Origin of the sequence: Pseudomonas cedrina subsp. cedrina (genome assembly GCF_001983175.1) — a bacterium.
In the GTDB taxonomy this organism is placed as follows: Bacteria; Pseudomonadota; Gammaproteobacteria; order Pseudomonadales; family Pseudomonadaceae; genus Aquipseudomonas; species Aquipseudomonas cedrina.
The window spans coordinates 55,115-74,587 of sequence record NZ_MNPW01000005.1; the positions used below are offsets into that span (position 1 = coordinate 55,115).

The following is a 19,473-nucleotide window of genomic DNA, read 5'->3' on the forward strand; positions in this document are numbered from 1 at the left end:
TAATGGAAAAGCGGAACCGCTAACAAGACCGGCTATCAAGAATTTACCGATTACTTTGTTAATAAGTTTGGGGCGCAAGGGAAAGGACGGCTAAATGGTCAAGTCATCGAAAGCGCTACAACAGTCTATGTGCCGTGACGGTGGTAAATATGAAGCTCGAAGCCGAAAACAGTCCTGTAATAGTTGGTGCTAGCCAAGCGCAGCTTATAAAAACGCTGAAAAAATTAAAAAGCTATGGCCCTAGCTCTTTCGCATGCATCACTGACGATGACGGAAACTATGTACAAGTGGCTGGAGGCAGATTTACTTGTTTTATAGAAAGGTATGACGCTAAAAGTAAAAAGCTGTTTAGAGGTTATCATTCAAGTTCCAGTACTAACTTTGAAGATGGAGCCTTGCTGTCGTTTAGTGCAGGCCGTGTTCCACTAAAAAAAGATGAGTGGTTTAATATTGATGATGTGATTGAAGTTTTTTCCATGTTTAATCAACGTCAGGCTTTACCAGGGAGTATTTACTGGCGCGAGATAAATGTTCTGAATCAAAGCGGTAGTTGAGGGGAATCGGGGTCAGGCCACGCTTTCATTCGGAAAATGATAATGGGAAACGCACTTAAAATTCTCGAACTCATCAACCATATCAGGTCTGCTGAACGTTATGAGGGTGATTACGGGAGTTGCTTGACTGATCGTGAACCCATATTGAGTGGGGTCGATGCAGCTGACCGCGACAGCGTCCCCGCTGACTATCTGGCGTTTCTAGGCACCTTCGGGTTTGGCGATTTAGACAGCGCGCTTTATATAGAAGACGGTCCAGATAAATACGCGGCCATCGCCGGATGTGAGGTGGATGCGTATAGTCGGATGTATGTTTTTGCTGGTACTTCCGATGGTGTACTTTATGCTTTTGATGCAGGCAATAACTGGTCGATAGTAGAGATTGATTCGGAGATCGATGAGGTCAGGGTGCTGGCCGATAACTTCTCAAGCTTCATCCTCAATCAATTAATTGAGGTAAAAGGTTATGTCGATTGGCGTGCGGAGCAAGAGTAATCGGGGTCAGACAAGGTTTTTCTTTGAATGAGTGTATGTGGGATAAAGGGATAAAGGGGGCGGATTTGTTTAAGTGTGACGCTAATCGGTAGGCTATTAATAAATCTGTCCCCTTTAATTGTTGAGCAAATCTTCAAAAAGCCGTTCCTGATGCGGCTAACTTTGATCGTAGGCTTGTTGTGGATGATAAGCCGTTAGGCCGTCCGATCGCGAAGGATAGACAAGAGATAATTAGGTTTATTGAGGCGTTTAGGCAAAGAGAGGGGGTTTTGCCGCAAACAATAGGTATACAGCGATATGACCCTAAAACTGGCGTGGCTGTAAGAACAGATTTACACTCGCCAAATGAATTTTTGCCATAAAATCAGAGAGCCTAAATTATGAGTTATGAGCATAAAGCATTTATTTTTGATATTGATGGCTTTGGTCGTGAGCTTAAGCCGTTGTTGGAGCGCTGTTTGCTCTCGGGAGAAGTCGATCAATTGCGGGATTTTATTATTTCTAATAAACGATCATTAGTTGACCCGTACGAGGGCGTTGCCTTAGATGATAGTTGGGAAGATATGATTGAGATCAATGATGTTCATCAGTATGGGGATTTTGCACTTACAAAGTACTATTCGCCTGCTGATGACCGAGGATTGGGTTCATGGTGGAGTATTATTCAAGAACTACTTTCTGATAAAGATAAATTAAGCTCCTCACCCTTTTTAGGCGTTCCGATAGGCTCGGAGGATGTATTCTTTGATCCTGGAAAAATGGGTTCTTATTTTCAATCTGAAAATGAAGTGGGTGTAAGTCTCAGTAAAGTTTTAGAGATTGAAGAAAAAGTCCCATATGATGCGCTTGAAGTTCTTAGAGAGTTTAAAAGAATGCTTGAGCAGGCCATAGACGAAAATAAAGGGGTTTATGTAACCTTTTGAAAGAAAAGTAAAATCGGCTCTAGGTCGCGGGGGGGTTATTTATATAAAAGGGGACGGATTTATTTATATAAAAAGGGACGGATTTATTTAGGTATGACGCTGATCGGTAGGCTATTAATAATATGTTCCCTTTAATGCTTTTGGTGCCAAACCGGTGATGGCATGAACGTCAAAGCGGCCTTAGAAGCACTGGGCTTACCCGACACGCTGGTAGCATGCGCCGATGGAAGCATCGGCACGCCCATCTGCACGCTGCAAGCCCCTGCCGAGTGGTATGTGTTTCCACCTGCGTTGATCCCGATATGGAGTGACGGATCTTGGCCTACCTATATCGGGTACTGGAAGCACTGGTTTGTTGATCGTGAACCCACCTTCGTAAAAATGTCCGTTGGCAGCGACGGAATGACCGTAGAGATCGCCTGCACGCCTGCGCAACTGATGGGCGTGCTCGCGATGATGTCGATGAGTCTTGAGGAGGGCGTCACGCCCGAACTTGAGCAGTTCGCCAAGGCGGTGGGGCTTGGTTGCCTGGACGCATTGGATGCGCAGTCGTTGAAAAGTGGTGACGATTCCAAAGGCTTCGCCAACGTCGAACCGTTCAAGACGTTGACGCCACTGGCTAGTATTTCTGACGGTGCAAACCGTTACACCGGAAACTTTCCGAACCCGTTCGACCCAGCTCCTGGCTGGTGGGAAAGCAGCTGCTATTTTGAAGTGGTCGACAAGCACATGCCGGTGCCGAAAGGCGTGGAATTGCCCGCTTGGTTTGATCCTGAACGCGAAAAAAAGCCGTTGTTCGAGGATTTCATGCAAGCGGGACGCCTTGACTGCGCATGGCTGACCTTGAACTCCACCGGCTGGTCCATCGCCGATGCACGGCAGGCACTGGTTGCGTTGCAGGAACGCGCCGATGATAAGGCGTTTGACGCGGTTGTCGCCTACTGGTTGTCCATTGCGGATTTGGATGCTGGGGCATATTAAAAATGAAGGGAAATCGGGGTTAAGGGATCAGGATAAAGCTGACTGATTTATTTAGGTGTAGCGTTGGTCGGTAAGCTATTAAATAAATCTGTCCCCTCTTTGATGAATTAATGCAAGAGATGAAGATTGATACTGTAAGTGTGGTAATTAAAAATGACCAAAGAGTTCCTGTTGGCTCTAGCTCGGTAGAGGTTGAAATGTCTGATTTCAAATGTATTTTTCTAGATCATGATGTCGATGCAAATCCAGACCTGCAGTTTTATGCTGGCTTTTTTTAAACTATCAACCTTCGATGTGGCAGAAGGGGTGCGGCGATGGAGTTTTTAGCTTTATCAATGACAAAGACGACAAGTCTGAGCTGGCCGTTTTGGAGAACAAAGAGCTCGGCATTTCTGTAAGATACAACTTCAGGGCTGCTGGTGGACGCAGAGGGGCAGAATATTACTCAGTAGGCGATCAACAAAAAATGAATCAGGTTAAAGACTTTGGGGAGGACCAATTTGTTCCTGCTGGTTCTTTTATACAGCCGAAAATAGCATGGTTAGCGGTTGAAGATTTTTTTAAAAATCCTCTAGTTAAATCACATCGAATAGCATGGTTAAACTCTAACGATATTTCTTGGCCAAACGACTGATAATATGATGGGTTGCCACCAGTTCGCTATAACAGCAACGACAGCCGCTTCATGGGCCAAGTCGCGGTTGAGGATGTGGTGGGCAAGGTCACCGGCATCTGGTTCTCGAATGAGCGAGCGCGCATTGGGACGACTTTCCCATAAGGCTTTCAAGCAGCGCTGGCGCAGGTACTCCCGGCCAGCGGTCAGTACAGAAATAAAATTGAAAAGGCAGGGAGCCGATCTGCGCCCAGTCAAAAACAGGCATAAACCTTTTGAGCTGGAGCAATACCGCATGGATGCAAACAACGCCGCAAAACGCCCGACAATCCTGGCCAGTATCGGCCGGCGCCTGGCCGCTCGGCTCATCGACTGCGCCATCGCAGCTCTTATCTTTTTCATCGTCAAATTCTGCGTCGGCGTGTTGTCTGCCTACGTGCCGGCGGTGACGCCCAAGGCTGGCTTTCTCGCCGCGTTTTTTGCGGCGTTTGCCTACTTCCTGCTGGCCGATGCGCTGCCCAACGGCCAGAGCCTGGGCAAGCGCCTGTTGAGCATTGCAACCGTGGATCGCAAAACCCGTAAAGGTTGCAGCATCTCCCAGTCATTCACCCGCAATGCCGGGGCGCTGGTGATTATCGATTGGGTGTGGATATTCATGGAGTCGCGGACGCGTCTGGGGGATATGTTCGCCAAGACCATTGTGATCCAGACCGGCAATTTGACGGGCGTTCGCAGCCTTGCGGATATTTATGACAACGGCAGGGGATAAGTACGTTATGAACGATTCAGTATCGGCTACACAAAACTGGGACCTTGCCAGCCCGTTCAGGCGGCTGTTCGGCTATTTCATCGATATGGTCGTGGTGTTTTTTTTGCTGTTTTTGAGCTACATGCCGGGCTACGCCTATGTGTATTTGCACTCGGTGGCAGGCCGTGGTTTTTTTTATGGCCTCCACTATGTGCTGTTGTTTCTGGCCTTCGGGTACTACCTGTTCTGCGATGCCTTGCCCAATGGCCAGAGCCTGGGTAAGCGGGTATGCCGCACGGCTGTGGTGGGTTATCCGTACCCCACGAACTGCACGTTGTTCCAGTCGTTACTGCGCAATTTTCCGAAGATGCTCTTCAGTGTGCTGGACGGTTTTTTCGTGCTGTTCGGGTTGCGTCGTCGCCTGGGCGATATGTTGGCCAAGACGATTGTGATCAACACATGAGCAGGGCGGCCTGACAGGGCCGCCCGGTGTAACTCACGACGGGTTGGTATTCAGCCGGCGGCTGATGGCATTCAACAAATCGCAGCCATCACGCAATGGAATCGCCAGCAGATGGGCGAAGTCCTGCAGCACTACGGCATCGCTGCTGAGTTGTTCGCGGAAGGCCAGGTTTTCCAGGAGTTGGGTGACGGCTTGGATGCGGTGCACGGCGGCGTCGTGGAGGACGTCGAGGGGCGCCTGGGTGTCGATGAGCAGGGCGGGGATGGTGCAGTCGTGGCCGGTTAGGGGCATGTAGCGGTTCATAATCAAAAGCTCTCTGTTAATCGTTGAGGGCTCGTTCTTCGGGTCGCCAAACCCGGTCGCCATTGGACGACGGCCGGACTATAAGCCCCCCATCCAAAACCATGCAAGGCGTCCGTCCAGGCTGTAACAATTCTGCGTGTCACCGCCGATCAATGTGGGAGCGGGCTTGCTCGCGAAAGCGGTGTGTCAGAGACAGATTGGCTGACTGACGCTCCGTATTCGCGAGCAAGCCCGCTCCCACATGTTTGATCGAGGTGTATCAGCTGGATAGCGGTTGGTTCTCTAATTTTGAGCAACGGCCGGACTACACGCCCTCACCCAAAATCGCGCAAAGCATCAGAGTGATGGCATAATGCCTTATGTTATGCCATCCATTGCCGACACACTGGCGATGGCTAGAGGCATTAAAAATCCGAACCGGCCTTCGCCAGTATTTTCCAGACCGCTGCACCGCTACCCACAAGGAAGAAATACATGATCAAGTTGTCCTGCAAAGCCGCTGTCGTTCTGTCCCTGGCCACGCTGTTCGGCTGTTCTTCGACCCCTTCGGTCGAGAAGATGCAGGCCGACGTGGCGAGCTATTCACTGCCCAAGGCTGCCGTGGCCGATAAAGGCCTGGTGTACTTCGTTCGCCCTAGCAACGTCGGGATGCTGGTACGGTTCAACGTGTTCCTGGATGACAAGGAAGCCAACTCGGAGATGGGTTACAACCGCGGTAACCAGTACATCTATTTTTTCGTGACGCCGGGCAAGCACGTAATCAGCTCCAAGGCTGAAAACTGGGCGGATATGCCAATCGACGTCAAGGCCGGTGAAGTGGTTTACCTCAAGCAGGAAGTCGAAATGGGCTTCGCCGTGGCGCGCAACAGCCTCAAAGTGCTGAGTGATCTGGAAGGCCGTTATCTGGTCAAGGATGCGTCCCTGGGCACCATTGCCAAAGAAAGCAAATGAGTTAACGCGTTTGTTGCCGGCGGGACCGAGGCTCTGCCGGCAATGACTGGTCAACTGCAAACATTAAAGGACTGATGTGAAAAACCTCCTCTTCATCCTCCTCACCACCCTTGCCTCGGCGGTTGCGTCAGCCATCCCCTGACGCCCGAAAACCGCGCGCAGATCAAGACCGTAAAAGTCCTGCCCGTAAAGTGGGAAAAGAACATGGTGTACTTCGGCCAGCAACAAGCCTGGGGCGCGGCCCTGGGGGCTGGGCTTGGCGCGGGCGTTGGCATGGCCAGCGGTGCATCCAAGGTGGGCACCGCGGCGTTGAGCGGCGCTGGCTTTGCGGGCGGCATGAAGCTCGGGCAGTTGGCCGAGATGCCGACGCCCGTGGCCATTCTGACACTGATGGAGGCGGAAAAAATTGACGTAGGCGTGTTGCTCAAGCAAGGCTTTATCGATGCGCTGGGCAAGACCTCAACGCTTAAGGTGGTCGGTGACGACGAGCCCGCCGATGCGCAGATCCAGTTGACCGTGGCCGAGTGGGGCTTTCGGCTCACGCAAGGTTTCAGCAGCGTGATTTATCCCACGCTCAACGTGCTGGCGCAGATGAATCGAGGCGATGAAATGATCTGGCGCACCAGTGAGGCGGTTACGCCTTTCAATGGCGAAAATGTCTACGGCTACACGCCGCTCACCTATCGCACAGACCCCGAGGCCTTGCGCCGGGCGCTCACCGGTATCACGCAGATTTCCGGGCGTTATCTGGTGCAGGAACTCAAGTAGGCTGCGCCCCTTGGGGTGTATGCGTTTCATGTTCGTCATTACGACCAAGCTGAGCTCCGCTTTCCGTAGGAGCGAGCTTGCTCGCGAAGCGCGTTCAGCTGACGCGGGTTTCCTGGATGCCCGCGGCGCTCTCGGGTTTTTCGCGCGCAAGCTCGCGCCTGCAAGGGGCTGTGTTGAAAGTGGTTTAACCCAAGGAGTTTCCCGATGAAATTGCACCGTCTGTTTATCTCAATTGCCGCACTTGTCACCTGCACCAGCAGTTTTGCCGCGGCGCCTGCCCTGCAGGGTTTTCTCGCCTGCGACCAACGCTCTCTGGCGGTCCTGGACCAGCCAGGGCTCAAGGAGCGTGTCTCCCATGCGGTAGAAAACGGCAGAATTACTTTCAGCGGCGGTACAAAAACCGACATGGGTCAGCGCTGGATGTTCGATAAGCCGTTGACCCTCGACGGCCTGACCTTGACCGGCTTCTTTGCCGAAGACCTGGACCTGATGGGCTCGCGCATCATCGGTTGGGGGTTCTACACCGAGCAGGCCCCCGACGCGCTTTACGCCCAGTTGAGCAAAGTGCCGGGTACCGAATTGGAGCAAGCCAATGGTATCTACGCCCGCGCGCAGATCTGGTCGCACAAGCAATCGGCCTGGGTGCCGGAGGGCGGCGGCGACAACGCAGGCAAGCTGGTCACTGACACGGCCGAACGCATATTGATGGTTGAGCCTGCACCCGCAGACTTGGCCAAGACCAGCAAGGGCATGGTCACCTGCTCGGTTCAGGGTGCGGTGAGCGCGGCAATGCTCAAGACCACTCGACCTGATCTGATCAAGTGAGCTGAGGCAACGCTGGCGTACTCAGTATTCTTGAGGCACGCAGGCCAAATGGGGAGGGGGCTTGCCCCGATAGCAGTGTGTCAGCCAATGCATGCATGACTGATACACCGCTATCGGGGGCAAGCCCCCTCCCACATTTGGATGTGCATTCTGGCAGGCGACAAGGCGCCGGTTCAGAGCAACTTGCGCTGCACCGCCTCATCCAGCGTGCTGCGCGTCAGCGCTTCGACCACGTCCTTCGTATCCGCCTGGAACGGGATGCCCACGATCAGCACCAACTGCATCCAGGTGCGCACCGATTCGCTCTTTTTCACGCGGCCCAGTTCCTTGCCGTCTTTATCCTTGAACACCGTTTCCAGCGTGAAGATGTTCTTCGCGGTGGTCGGGATGATGAAGAACGTAAAGCCGGTGATGAACGCCGACACCGGGCTGTACTCTTCGTTGTTGTGCAGCGTGGCGTCCACGTAGAGGTCCGAGTCGACCTTGTCGGTGCTCACCCGCGAAAAACGGTTGGAAGCGCGATACGAGTCGGCCACGGCTTTTTCCCACAGCACCACCGGGGCGCCGACTGCCGCGTTGCCCGGGCCGCCGTTGACGTGGTTCTGCGCGGTGGTGCGCACGTACACCGTGGGCTTTTGCGCGGGCGCGTTGGCGGTCGGCGGCCAGGTTTGTACGGCCGGCAGTTCGTGCTGCGAGTAAGACACGCAACCGGTCAGCAAGACGGCGGCGAGTACCAGGCTGTGTTTGATCAATCCTTTCATGCAGTGCTCCTTGAGAATTACGGTTTGGCCAGGTTGGCGGTCGCGGTGTCGAGCAGTTGCCCGACCAGTTTGGTCAGTTGTTGGCCGCCCATCGAAGGCGCCCAGTATTGGCCGCTGTACAGGCCCACGTTGTGTTCGAACGTGATCGAGTCTCTGGCCTTGGCCAGTTCCTTGCCGTTGCGGTCGACGATCACCAGGTCGCCGGCCACGTCGAAGCTGTCGACGTAGATCGGGCCGTTGACCCAGATCCAAATGGTCAGCGTCAGCAGCGCGCCGGGTACGTACGCCGGGTGCGGCGCGCGGTGGCCCTTGAGGGAGGTCATGTTGAATTTGAGGGTGACGTCCTGCTCGCCCAGGCGCACCGGGTACTCAGTGACCTGCTTGAAGTAGCCTGCGCTGCGCACGTACTGGCTGATCTGGGCCGTGAGGGACTGGCTGATGGCGGTCTTGTTGGCCTCGTTGACGTCGGCGGCGCTCACCGTCACATCGGCAATTTGCGCACTGCGCGGGCTGCTGACAGACACCTGGTGGAGCGGGGCGGCGATAGGGCCGGTGACGGTGTAGGACACGCAGCCGGTCATCGACAGCGCGGCGAGCAGGGCGGTAGCCCGAAGCAAAATGTTAAACATGCAATATCCCTATAAGTGAACAAGCAAGTTACTGTCTCGACCTTGATGGGCATAACTTGAGCAGGCTTTTTTTGGACAAATAAGGTGGTGGGTGAAGGCATATAGCCATCTTTTTTTCGTTTCCCAGACAAGGCCTTAGCGTCGCTCGCTCTGTACACAGGCACAAATGCCAGTAAAGCGGCGGCCCTTTGGCGTCAAAACAGCTTGAGAACGTGTTTCAACTCCGTAAAATGCCGCGATTGTTTAAAGCTCGATACTTTTCAGGGACGAATTCACACATGCGCGTGTTTGCCGCCTTCCTTGCGGTCTGCCTATTAGCGGGCTGCGCCTCCAAGCCGCAGTACTACATCTCGCCGGCACCGGTCACGATTCCCAAGACAGCTACCTATTGGGTCGACACCTTCGACGTTGAGGTGGGCGGCAAAAGCAAACATTTCATGGCCGACGACAATGTCCGCAAGGCGCTCGGTGTCGATCTGGTCGAGCGTTTGCTCAAGGCCAAGCGTTACGCCACCAGCAAGGAAACCGCCGATTACTTGCTCGACGTGGATATCGTCTACGTGCGCCATATCGTCGACACCCAGGGCGGGCTGTCCAACCTGCTGATCGACGACGGCACCATCCTGCAAAGCATCGATTTCGGCTACAAGGTCAAGGTCAAGAAAGCCGGCTCCGAGGTGCTGCACTTCGCCCAGAATCGGCCTGGCCTGGTCCCCAACAATTGGCGGGGCCAGGCGCAGCAATGGAGAACCCTTGGCGGCGTCATTACCAATACCGGCAATGCCAGTGTCGAGCGGTATTTCACGGGTGGCTTGAGCCATTACATCATCGATGACCTGCAGGATATTCCTTCCCGATAGCGGCTTTGCGCAATCGTCCCTGGATTTCCCCACTTAGGAGCAACTCTTGAAAACACTCTGCAAAATCCTGCTGTCGGGCCTCACCGCCGCAGCGCTGCTGACCGTGGCCGGTTGCGCCACCGAGAGCAACCACGCGATGCCGGTGGAACAGGTCGCCAGCGCCAGCGTGGCCTATTCCGGCGTGCGCGTACCGATTGCCGTGGGCAAGTTCGACAACCGCTCCAGCTACATGCGCGGCATTTTCTCCGACGGCGTTGACCGCCTCGGTGGCCAGGCCAAGACCATCCTCATCACCCACCTGCAGCAGACCAACCGCTTCAGCGTGCTGGACCGCGACAACATGGGCGAAATCTCCCAGGAAGCCAAAATCAAAGGCACCGCGCAGAAGCTCAAGGGCGCTGACTACGTGGTGACGGGTGACGTGACCGAGTTCGGCCGCAAGGAAACCGGCGACCGCCAGTTGTTCGGCATCCTCGGCCGTGGCAAGACCCAAGTGGCCTACGCCAAAGTCGCGCTGAATATCGTCAACATCAGCACCTCCGAAGTGGTGTATTCCACCCAGGGCGCCGGTGAGTACGCGCTGTCCAACCGTGAAGTAATCGGCTTCGGCGGCACCGCCAGCTACGACTCCACCCTTAATGGCAAGGTCCTCGACCTGGCCATGCGCGAAGCCATCAACCGCCTCGTCGACGGCATCAACGCCGGCGCCTGGAACCCGCGCAACTGATCAGCAGCACCTCAAGGAGCAGTACACGGATGAGCAAGGCAGTTAAGTTGGCGCTGATGCTGACAGCAATCGCGGTAGTCACGGGGTGCCAGACGGCGCCCCAGCCCCTGTATCAATGGGAAAGCTACCAGCCGCAGGTTTACGAGTACTTCAAGGGCGAGCCCAAGGAAGCGCAGGTCGAGGCACTGGAGCGCGACCTGCAGAAGATCAACGCCAGCGGCCGCAAGGCGCCGCCGGGTTACCACGCCCACCTGGGCATGCTGTACCTGAGCATGGGCAAGGATGACCAGATGGTGCAGGAATTCCGTACCGAAAAGGCACTGTTCCCCGAGTCCGCCGCTTACATGGACTTTCTGCTGAAAAACGCCAAGACCGGAGTCGCCACTAAATGAGCCTGTTAAAACTCACTGGCGCCTTGCTGGCTCTGGCCTTGCTCGGCGGTTGCGCGGCACCCAAGACGATTGATTACACGGCATACAAGCAGGCGCGGCCCAAGTCGATCCTGGTGCTGCCGCCGATCAATGAATCGCCGGAAGTGCAGGCGTCCTACAGCCTGGTCTCGCAAGTGACCTACCCGTTGGCCGAAGCCGGCTACTACGTGTTGCCGATTGCCCTGGTGGACGAAACCTTCCGCCAGAACGGCCTCACCACCGCCAACGATATCCAGGGCGTGGCACCGGCCAAGCTGCATGACATCTTCGGCGCGGACGCGGCGTTGTACATCACGGTCACCGAGTACGGCACCAAGTACATGCTGATCTCCAGCGACACCTCGGTGACCGCCTCGGCCAAACTGGTGGACCTGCGCACCGGCACCACCCTGTGGACCGGCTCGGCGCATGCGTCCAGCGAGGAAGGCAACAACAACAGCGGCGGTCTGGTCGGCATGCTGATCACCGCGGCGGTCAAGCAAGTGATCAACAGCTCCACCGACGCGGCACACCCGATCGCCGGTATCACCAGTGCACGGTTGTTGTCGCCGGGCCAGCGCGCGGGGATTTTGTACGGGCCGCGTAACCCCAAGTACGGCACGGACTGATCCCAGGTTCTGAACACACCACACATCCAATGTGGGCACCGGCCCATGTGGGAGCTGGCTTGCCTGCGATAGCATCACCTCGGTTTAACTGAAAAACCGAGGCGCTTGCATCGCAGGCAAGCCAGCTCCCACACAAAGCCTGCTCCCACAGTAGATGGGTGGTGTTATTCCGAATCAGGTTTAACCCGAACCCTCCACACCTTGCGTCTGACCTTGTGAACGGATCATTCATTCACGAGGTTCAGCCCATGTCCCGTCCTCTGCTCTTCCTGCGTCCTGCTGCCCAGGGCTTCGCCGTTACCCTGCTGGTAACGCTGGCCGGGTGTGGGCTGTCTTCATCCCCTGACCTGGCCAAATCGGCTGAACCCGCCGTCGAGCTGCAACGCGCGTCTACTCAAGGTGCCCTGGTCAAACGCATGGCCATGCCGGCACCGATGCAGATGCGCGAATCGGTCAACCTGGACTACCGCAGCGAACCCCGCGAGCAATACGCCAACCTGCCGGACAACCCGGTGCACCGCGTGGCCGAAACCCCCGTCTCCACATTCAGCGTCGACGTCGACACCGGCAGCTACGCCAACGTACGACGTTTCCTCAACCAGGGCAGCCTGCCGCCCGAAGGTGCTGTGCGATTGGAGGAAATGGTCAACTACTTCCCCTACAACTACGCGCTGCCCACCGACGGCTCGCCCTTCGGCGTAACCACCGAAGTCGCCGCCACGCCGTGGAACCCGCACACCCGATTGCTGCGCATCGGCATCAAGGCGTCCGACCGTGCCGTGGCAGAACTGGCACCGGCCAACCTGGTGTTCCTGGTCGACGTATCCGGCTCCATGGACCGTCGCGAAGGCTTGCCCTTGGTGCAAAGCACCCTGAAATTGCTGGTGGATCAACTGCGCGATCAAGACCGCGTTTCACTGGTTGTCTACGCAGGTGAATCCCGTGTAGTGCTCCCGCCCACCTCGGGCCGCGACAAGGCCAGGATCCGCAACGCCATCGACCAACTCACCGCCGGCGGCGCCACGGCGGGCGCATCGGGCATCGAACTGGCCTACCAGATGGCCCGCGAAGGCTTTATCGGCAACGGCATCAACCGCATCCTGCTCGCCACCGACGGCGACTTCAATGTGGGCATCAGCGACTTCGACAGCCTCAAGCAAATGGCCACCCGGCAGCGCAAAAGCGGCGTGTCGCTCACCACCTTGGGTTTCGGTGTGAATAACTACAACGAACACCTTATGGAGCAACTGGCCGACGCCGGCGACGGTAACTATGCCTACATCGACAACCTGCGCGAGGCGCGTAAGGTGCTGGTCGACCAACTTAGCTCGACCTTGGCGATAGTCGCTCGGGATGTGAAATTGCAAGTGGAATTCAACCCGGCGCAGGTCAGCGAATATCGCCTGCTGGGCTATGAAAACCGCGCCCTGAAGCGTGAGGATTTCAACAACGACAAGGTCGACGCAGGTGAAATCGGCGCAGGCCACACGATGACGGCGCTGTACGAAATTGTACCGAAGGGCGAGAAGGGCTGGCTGGAGCCGTTGCGCTACGCCGCCGCGCCGACAGCCGAGGGTAAATCCTCCGAACTGGCGATGCTGCGCGTGCGCTACAAGCCGGCGCCGGGCGGCAACAGCCAGTTGATCGAGCGACCCATCAGTAATGCTTCGAGCAAGCCCAGCGATGACCTGCGCTTTGCGGCTGCCGTGGCCGCCTTCGCCCAACAGCTCAAGGGCGATGGCCGCTACACTGGCACCATGAGCCTGCAGGACACCGCCACACTGGCCCGCTCCGCCCGAGGCGATGACCCCTTCGGCCTGCGCAACGAATTCGTGCAATTGGTAGAACTGGCCCAAAGCCTCAAGCACTGACCCCGAACACACCACTAATCCAATGTGGAAAACTGGCTTATGTGGGAGCTGGCTTGCCTGCGATAGCGGTATATCAGGCACCATCCATGGCCCAGGCCCACCGCCATCGCAGGCAAGCCAGCTCCCACCCGAACAGCGTCAACTTTACGAAAGGAGTCCGCCCCCCACATGGCCGTACCCGATGACCCACCCAGCGACGAATCCCTGCTGGCCCGCTACCGCACTGGCGACGCCGCCGCGTTCGAAGCCTTGTACGTGCGCCATCGCCAGGGCCTGCACCGCTTCCTCGTGTCCCTAAGCAACAAAGCCGAACTGGCCGAGGAAATCTACCAGGACACCTGGCTCAGCCTGATCCGCAGCAACACCCAGCCACAAGGCCGGGCGAGTTTTCGTACATGGCTGTTCCAGATTGCCCGCAACCGCCTGATCGACCACTGGCGCAAACACGGCATCCACACCCCGCTGCACGACAGCTACGACGAACAACTGCACGCCCAGGCCGACGACAGCGCCGGCCCCGAACAGCAACTGAGCCTGAGCCGCGACCAGGCGCGCCTCGACGCTGCGCTGCAAGGCTTGCCCGAAGACCAGCGTGAAGTCTTCCTGCTGCGCCTGCACGGCGACCTCGAGGTGCCGCAGATCGCCGCCCTCACCAACGCCCCGCTGGAAACCGTAAAAAGCCGCCTGCGTTACGCCCAGCAGAAACTGCGCCGCCTGCTGGCCGAGGAGATACCCGCATGACCGACTCCCGACACACCCCGGACCCCGACGACCTGCCGCTCCAGCATTACCGTCAACACAGCACCGGCGAGCCGCCCGCGTCCCTCGACGCCTTCATCCTCGCCACCGCCCGCCGCGAAGCGCCTACGCCGCAACCGAACCTGTGGCAACGCTGGCTGCAAGCCTGCCAACGCCCGCGCTGGCAAATGGCATTCGCCACCGTGGCCGGCCTGGCGCTGATGGTCGGCGTGGTGATGCGCGAGCCCGTACCGCAAGCCGAAATCTCCACCGCAACCTTCTCCGCCTTGCACGAAGACGCCGCCCGGCCGGCCCCTCAAGCGGCCCCCGCGCCGATGGCCCGAATCGCCCCCGCGCCCAAAGCCGAACGTGCCCCCGTCCAGGCTGAAATCGCCGGCGCGATGGCGGCTCAATCCACGGCAAAACTGAGCAAGCGCGCGCCGGTTGCATTGCCTTCATTGGAAGAAGGATTGCAGGAGATTGTGCGGCTGCGTGAGGCGGGCCAGAGCAAGGCAGCGGATGAAAAACTGCTGGCCCTGCACAAGCGCTTTCCCGATGAAGATTTACCCGCGCGCCTCGAAGCGTTGCAACAGCGATAACGCGGGTCGTTGAAGACCTAGGTCATGGCAGGCCGTGAGACGCAACGTCTCACGGTCTCGACGCGATCTCCTGCGGCCCGGCACCGCGCGTCTCACGGGCGCGCGATACCGGGCAACTCCCGGCGTTGACCGCAGCGCTCTAAAAAAGGCGTGTCCGGGGGTTATGGCCAACCTGGCACCGGCCTTGCTCCAGCACTGACAGCCAGCCCGACTGGCGACCCAATAATAAAAAGTGCTGCCCGATATCCCGCCCCGCGATAGGGCCCGGACATCGCGCAACCGTACCGACGCCCCTGGCGCCCGTACCCACCGTTCAAGGAGATTTCGCCATGACCCTCCCGATCAATCCACAAGGCAGCATGCGTGCCGCCGTCTGGCACGGCCGTAACGATATCCGCGTCGAAGACGTCCCGCTGCCGGTGTCGCCCCCCGCAGGCTGGGTGCAGATCCGCGTGCAGTGGTGCGGCATCTGCGGGTCCGATCTGCATGAATACGTGGCCGGCCCGGTGTTCATCCCGGTTGACGCCCCCCACCCGCTCACCGGCATCAAAGGCCAGTGCATCCTCGGTCATGAATTTTGCGGCGAGATCGTCGAACTCGGCGCGGGCGTGCAAGGCTTCAGCGTCGGCGAACCGGTAGCGGCCGACGCGTGCCAACATTGCGGCACCTGCTACTACTGCACCCACGGCCTGTACAACATTTGCGAAAACCTGGCCTTCACCGGGCTGATGAACAACGGCGCCTTCGCCGAACTCGTCAACGTACCGGCCAACCTGCTGTACAAACTGCCGGCGAACTTCCCGGCCGAAGCCGGCGCACTCATCGAACCGCTCGCGGTCGGCATGCACGCCGTGAAAAAAGCCGGAAGCCTGCTCGGGCAAAACGTCGTGGTGGTCGGTGCCGGCACCATCGGCCTGTGCACCATCATGTGCGCCAAGGCCGCGGGCGCCGCGCAAGTCATCGCCCTCGAAATGTCCAGCGCACGCAAGGCCAAGGCCCTCGAAGTCGGCGCCACCCACGTACTCGACCCCAACCAATGCGACGCCCTCGCCGAAGTACGCCGCCTCACCGCCGGCCTCGGCGCCGACGTCAGCTTCGAATGCATCGGCAACAAACACACCGCCAAACTCGCCATCGACCTGATCCGCAAGGCCGGCAAATGCGTATTGGTGGGCATCTTCGAAGAGCCCAGCGAATTCAACTTTTTCGAATTGGTGGCTACGGAAAAACAGGTGCTGGGTGCGCTGGCCTATAACGGCGAGTTCGCGGATGTGATCGCGTTTATTGCTGATGGGCGGCTGGATATTACGCCGCTGGTGACGGGGCGGATTCAGTTGGAGCAGATCGTGGGGCAGGGGTTTGAGGAGTTGGTGAAGAACAAGGAGCATAACGTGAAGATTATTGTGTCGCCGGCTCGGGTTTGAGGTGAGGGGGTGGGGGGGATTGTTCCATACCGCGCCCACAAAAAGCCCCAGGTCTTTCGGCCTGGGGCTTTTTCATTTCTATATGGCCTTGAGCACCTACGCCGTGGGTGAATACTTTGAGAGGCTCTGGCCGAAATGCTACCGAAGCGCCTACCGCTGGCTGAGACTCAAGCCCGCTGTGCTGAAGCTCCAAGAGGATCATCGTTCTTCGTCTGTTCACGAAATATCAGATTGATACCGCACGAGGCGTGATTCTGGATGTGGTACTCACGCAGCTAAAAAGGCGCAAAGCCCAACAAAGGTCCGGAAAAAGTTCAGTGGTGAATAGGTTCTGCGATGGCAGTCGTCCTAAAGTCAGGTGTTTGGAAATCTGCCCTTGTTCTACAGTCGTGGTCAATAGAGACCATTTGCTGGCTACGATCCTAGGCCGTTCATAAACCTTGCAGATTGTCGCCAATCCAGATTCCCCTTTGGGCACAAGGAAAGTAAGATGAGGGAATCGCATGATGGCTTTTTGTTATCGCTGCGCCAGCGAGCAGGGGCGTCATGAGATGTAAATATCTAGAAGTAAAAATAAACTCATGAACAGGATGTCTATGTCTAGGTTAATTGCGGTGAAATCTCACTCTCATTTTCAAGGGAACACTGGAGTAGTGATACCTCTGATAATTGAAGAAGATGGGAGGGCTCCTAGAGAGGTATATCCAGAAGAATTCGAACATGGGAATAAGATTTTCATTGCAGATGAATACCAGGCAAAAATTGACGATAGCTACAGAGAGGATGAGTTATTTGTAATAACTGCATGGAGTGAAACAGATAAGGATGACTGGAAGACTAATACTAGCAAACAAAGATACATATCATTCAGCAACTTGATTAGGCCGCTTGAAAAAAGTGCATATCTACCGATTGTTGATATGGAAATGCCTGACATAAGCACGGGGTCAGTGGAGTCAATTCCAAACTCGGGGCTTAGCAATACCCACTTTATGATTCGAAATGGAGGCTTCATAAGTGGTCCGTTTACCGCGCAACACAATGGTTCAGCATGGAGCGTATCACCAGTCCTAGTTAATACACCACTTTCATTGCAAACACATAATATTGCGCAATTTACAGAAGAGGATTTATCTTCAAGTGGGCTGCTAATAACAACAAATTTAAATGGTATTACACACTGTTACCTATCCTCCCTAGAGCGCGCGAAGCATGTTGAGCACGATGTGCAAGACTACATTTCAGACTCGGGACTTATTACTTACTATACAAAGAACGGTTTTGGGAAAAACGATAAAAATAGTTTATCTAGAACAGAGGCAGGTAAGCTCAAGGCTGCCGTAGAAGCTTACAAGAAGACTAATAAGGCAGTAGAGAATAACGATAGGCTTAATCGCCTTAAAGAAATTTTAGATAGTTACTTAAACTCTGAGGGGGTCGGCCTCGAAATTATTGATGGCTATTTAAATAATACGCAGAATGGGCGAGACTTCTTAGAGAGCTTTGTCAGGCAAAATAGAGATATTCTATTAAAGGATAAAGCTGAAGAGCTAAGGAAGAGGTTGGAGGAACAAAAGGAAAGGAATGATCTCGAGCTCTCAAAGCTTTCTTCTGAAATTGAGCAAAGAAAGCAAGAATTAAAGCAAGAAGAAAACAAAGTTTTAAATCAACGAAAGATATCGGAGCAAGAAATTGAAGAGATCAAGAAAAAAACAGCTGCTCAGATCAAAGAGGATTCACTTAAGGGGCAAGAGGATCTAAAGGAAGAAATTAGGCAGTTAGAAAAATTAAAAGAAGATTTGCAGGGGGAAGTGGAAGCAATTAATCTGGATTTTTCACAGCTCACTGAAAAGTTGAAGTTGCCAAAAGAAATACAACATATTCAGTTCACACTGGAAGATAGAAAAAGACAAATATCTGAACTTGAACGTACGAATTACGATCTCGAAAAGCTAGTCGAAAGGCAGATGGCGAAGCTTTCATCTCCTGACTTAAGCATAGTTATGCTAGAGCACAAAACCATCAGCCAAATTCTAAGTGGGCAAAAAACCACTTACAACCCAAAAATAAAACCATATTTTCCTAAAAGGTCTGCTAAAGAATTAGAGGATAATACTCGAGGGGATTATATTGAAGGGCTGAAAAAGCAACTTGAAGGTGAGGATGGTCGGCAGTTTAATTATGATGAGGTTGGCAATCTAGTAGTCACGATGATGCAGTCTTTTCTAACTGTTCTGGCTGGCCCTCCCGGAACTGGAAAGACATCTACAGTTACTAGATTGGCAAAGCATATGGGACTTATAAATCCCGATAGTTCTGATGCCGATCAAATAAATAGATTTCTCAATATCCCTGTTGGGAAGGGTTGGGTATCTAACCGAGATTTGATTGGATTCTGGAACGGTTTAAAAAATATATATCAGCCTTCTCGCTCTGGATTGTATGAGTTTATGCGTGCAGCGGAAATTGAGAGCAGTGAATTTTCTAATGATTTACTCAATTTGGTACTGCTTGATGAAGCCAACCTTTCGAGTATCGAACATTATTGGAGCGACTTCCTAACATTGAGTGATACATTTAACAATGACGGTAATAAAATAAATCTCGGAATTCAAGGTTCAGAACATCAATACTTAACAATACCTAAAAGCTTACGTTTCATTGCTACAATTAACAGCGATGAAACTACTGAGCGTCTATCTCCGAGATTGCTTGATAGAGCCCCGGTTATATCTTTAACTCACTGTCAGTTTTCTCTGCCTACTGTTAACGATTTCGAGTCGTTGTTTGGTGGGGCATTACCGTATAGTTCTCTTCACAAAGCTTTCAACCCAAATGATATTACATTTGCATTGAGTGATGCAGAAGACAATAACTTAAAGTCTATAATTACAACGCTTTCGTCTGGGCATAATCGAACAGCGCCAATCCATATAAGTCCACGAAAAATTCAGTCGATTCATAAATATTGTAAAACTGCGAACGAGCTATTATTTCAAAGATATCAGACAATGGATTTTGCTATTGCGCAGCATATACTCCCAGTGATAAATGGCTATGGTAAGGGGTATAGAGATAAATTGGTGCAGCTTCATCAGAAGCTAGGGGATTATAATTATGAAATTTCGCGTAATCTTCTCGGCAATATTATCGAGCAAGGTGATGAGCTGACAGAATCATACTCGTTTTTTTGAGGACTTT

At 54.6% G+C, this 19,473-nt stretch carries 21 protein-coding genes and 1 pseudogene; 19 read left to right on the forward strand and 3 right to left on the reverse strand.

From position 1 onward, the window contains the following. The first annotated feature begins 149 nt into the window (after window positions 1-149). The 7 genes from BLL36_RS11265 (at window position 150) to BLL36_RS11295 (ending at window position 4,777) form a co-directional block, all read left to right on the forward strand. Entirely contained in the window at window positions 150-554 is a 405-nt protein-coding gene (locus BLL36_RS11265; protein ID WP_076951507.1) for a hypothetical protein, read from the forward strand. Window positions 555-677: 123 nt separating this feature from the next. Beyond that, window positions 678-1,049, forward strand: a complete 372-nt coding sequence (locus BLL36_RS11270; protein WP_231998938.1) for an SMI1/KNR4 family protein — start codon at window positions 678-680, stop codon at window positions 1,047-1,049. Window positions 1,050-1,429: 380 nt separating this feature from the next. Then, a complete protein-coding gene (locus tag BLL36_RS30450; protein ID WP_130925908.1) occupies window positions 1,430-1,972 on the forward strand; it encodes a hypothetical protein in 543 nt (180 codons plus the stop codon). Window positions 1,973-2,134: 162 nt separating this feature from the next. Next, window positions 2,135-2,953, forward strand: coding sequence for a hypothetical protein (locus BLL36_RS11275; RefSeq protein WP_130925909.1), 819 nt, complete (start codon window positions 2,135-2,137; stop codon window positions 2,951-2,953). A 292-nt stretch (window positions 2,954-3,245) separates the two neighbouring features. Then, window positions 3,246-3,587 (forward strand): hypothetical protein, encoded by a 342-nt coding sequence (locus BLL36_RS30455; protein WP_076951510.1) that lies wholly within the window; start codon window positions 3,246-3,248, stop codon window positions 3,585-3,587. Between the two features lie 109 nt (window positions 3,588-3,696). Then, window positions 3,697-4,335, forward strand: a complete 639-nt coding sequence (locus BLL36_RS11290; RefSeq protein ID WP_197678443.1) for an RDD family protein — start codon at window positions 3,697-3,699, stop codon at window positions 4,333-4,335. Window positions 4,336-4,342: 7 nt separating this feature from the next. Continuing rightward, window positions 4,343-4,777: an RDD family protein gene (locus BLL36_RS11295; protein ID WP_076951512.1), complete on the forward strand. Its 435-nt coding sequence runs from the start codon at window positions 4,343-4,345 to the stop codon at window positions 4,775-4,777. A gap of 33 nt (window positions 4,778-4,810) precedes the next feature. On the opposite strand, the gene BLL36_RS11300 is transcribed toward BLL36_RS11295, so the two are convergent. Then, window positions 4,811-5,068, reverse strand: coding sequence for a hypothetical protein (locus BLL36_RS11300; RefSeq protein WP_076951885.1), 258 nt, complete (start codon window positions 5,066-5,068; stop codon window positions 4,811-4,813). A 570-nt stretch (window positions 5,069-5,638) separates the two neighbouring features. On the opposite strand from BLL36_RS11300, the gene BLL36_RS11305 reads away from it, so the two are divergent. The 3 genes and pseudogenes from BLL36_RS11305 (at window position 5,639) to BLL36_RS11315 (ending at window position 7,624) form a co-directional block, all read left to right on the forward strand. Continuing rightward, window positions 5,639-6,031 (forward strand): DUF2846 domain-containing protein, encoded by a 393-nt coding sequence (locus BLL36_RS11305; protein WP_197678494.1) that lies wholly within the window; start codon window positions 5,639-5,641, stop codon window positions 6,029-6,031. A gap of 76 nt (window positions 6,032-6,107) precedes the next feature. Continuing rightward, window positions 6,108-6,799 (forward strand): annotated as a pseudogene (locus BLL36_RS11310) (hypothetical protein). Between the two features lie 204 nt (window positions 6,800-7,003). Further along, window positions 7,004-7,624, forward strand: a complete 621-nt coding sequence (locus BLL36_RS11315; RefSeq protein WP_076951514.1) for a hypothetical protein — start codon at window positions 7,004-7,006, stop codon at window positions 7,622-7,624. A gap of 173 nt (window positions 7,625-7,797) precedes the next feature. Here the strand turns inward: BLL36_RS11315 and BLL36_RS11320 are convergent, their stop codons facing one another. Beyond that, on the reverse strand, window positions 7,798-8,385 hold the full coding sequence (locus tag BLL36_RS11320) for a hypothetical protein (protein WP_076951515.1): 588 nt from the start codon (window positions 8,383-8,385) through the stop codon (window positions 7,798-7,800). A 17-nt stretch (window positions 8,386-8,402) separates the two neighbouring features. Beyond that, window positions 8,403-9,014 (reverse strand): hypothetical protein, encoded by a 612-nt coding sequence (locus tag BLL36_RS11325; RefSeq protein WP_076951516.1) that lies wholly within the window; start codon window positions 9,012-9,014, stop codon window positions 8,403-8,405. 278 nt (window positions 9,015-9,292) lie between these two features. Between BLL36_RS11325 and BLL36_RS11330 the strand changes: the two genes are divergently transcribed. The 9 genes from BLL36_RS11330 (at window position 9,293) to BLL36_RS11375 (ending at window position 19,466) form a co-directional block, all read left to right on the forward strand. Continuing rightward, complete coding sequence (locus BLL36_RS11330) at window positions 9,293-9,874, forward strand: hypothetical protein (RefSeq protein ID WP_076951517.1); 582 nt, start codon at window positions 9,293-9,295, stop codon at window positions 9,872-9,874. A 46-nt stretch (window positions 9,875-9,920) separates the two neighbouring features. Further along, the gene (locus tag BLL36_RS11335) at window positions 9,921-10,601 is read left to right on the forward strand and encodes a CsgG/HfaB family protein (protein WP_076951518.1); all 681 of its coding nucleotides are present in this window, start codon (window positions 9,921-9,923) and stop codon (window positions 10,599-10,601) included. Between the two features lie 29 nt (window positions 10,602-10,630). Then, window positions 10,631-10,993 (forward strand): DUF4810 domain-containing protein, encoded by a 363-nt coding sequence (locus BLL36_RS11340; protein WP_076951519.1) that lies wholly within the window; start codon window positions 10,631-10,633, stop codon window positions 10,991-10,993. Further along, window positions 10,990-11,640, forward strand: a complete 651-nt coding sequence (locus tag BLL36_RS11345; protein WP_076951520.1) for a DUF799 domain-containing protein — start codon at window positions 10,990-10,992, stop codon at window positions 11,638-11,640. The genes BLL36_RS11340 and BLL36_RS11345 overlap by 4 nt, the downstream gene beginning before the upstream one ends. Window positions 11,641-11,888: 248 nt before the next feature. After that, window positions 11,889-13,511 (forward strand): vWA domain-containing protein, encoded by a 1,623-nt coding sequence (locus BLL36_RS11355; RefSeq protein WP_076951522.1) that lies wholly within the window; start codon window positions 11,889-11,891, stop codon window positions 13,509-13,511. Window positions 13,512-13,679: 168 nt separating this feature from the next. Then, window positions 13,680-14,252 (forward strand): RNA polymerase sigma factor, encoded by a 573-nt coding sequence (locus BLL36_RS11360; RefSeq protein ID WP_076951523.1) that lies wholly within the window; start codon window positions 13,680-13,682, stop codon window positions 14,250-14,252. Further along, window positions 14,249-14,848 (forward strand): hypothetical protein, encoded by a 600-nt coding sequence (locus tag BLL36_RS11365; RefSeq protein WP_076951524.1) that lies wholly within the window; start codon window positions 14,249-14,251, stop codon window positions 14,846-14,848. Before BLL36_RS11360 ends, BLL36_RS11365 begins: the two co-directional genes overlap by 4 nt. Window positions 14,849-15,207: 359 nt before the next feature. After that, window positions 15,208-16,272, forward strand: coding sequence for a 2,3-butanediol dehydrogenase (locus BLL36_RS11370; RefSeq protein ID WP_231999015.1), 1,065 nt, complete (start codon window positions 15,208-15,210; stop codon window positions 16,270-16,272). Between the two features lie 596 nt (window positions 16,273-16,868). Then, window positions 16,869-19,466 carry a hypothetical protein gene (locus tag BLL36_RS11375; RefSeq protein WP_130925910.1) on the forward strand — a complete coding sequence of 866 codons (2,598 nt, stop codon included), beginning with the start codon at window positions 16,869-16,871 and terminating at the stop codon, window positions 19,464-19,466. Window positions 19,467-19,473: the final 7 nt, after the last annotated feature.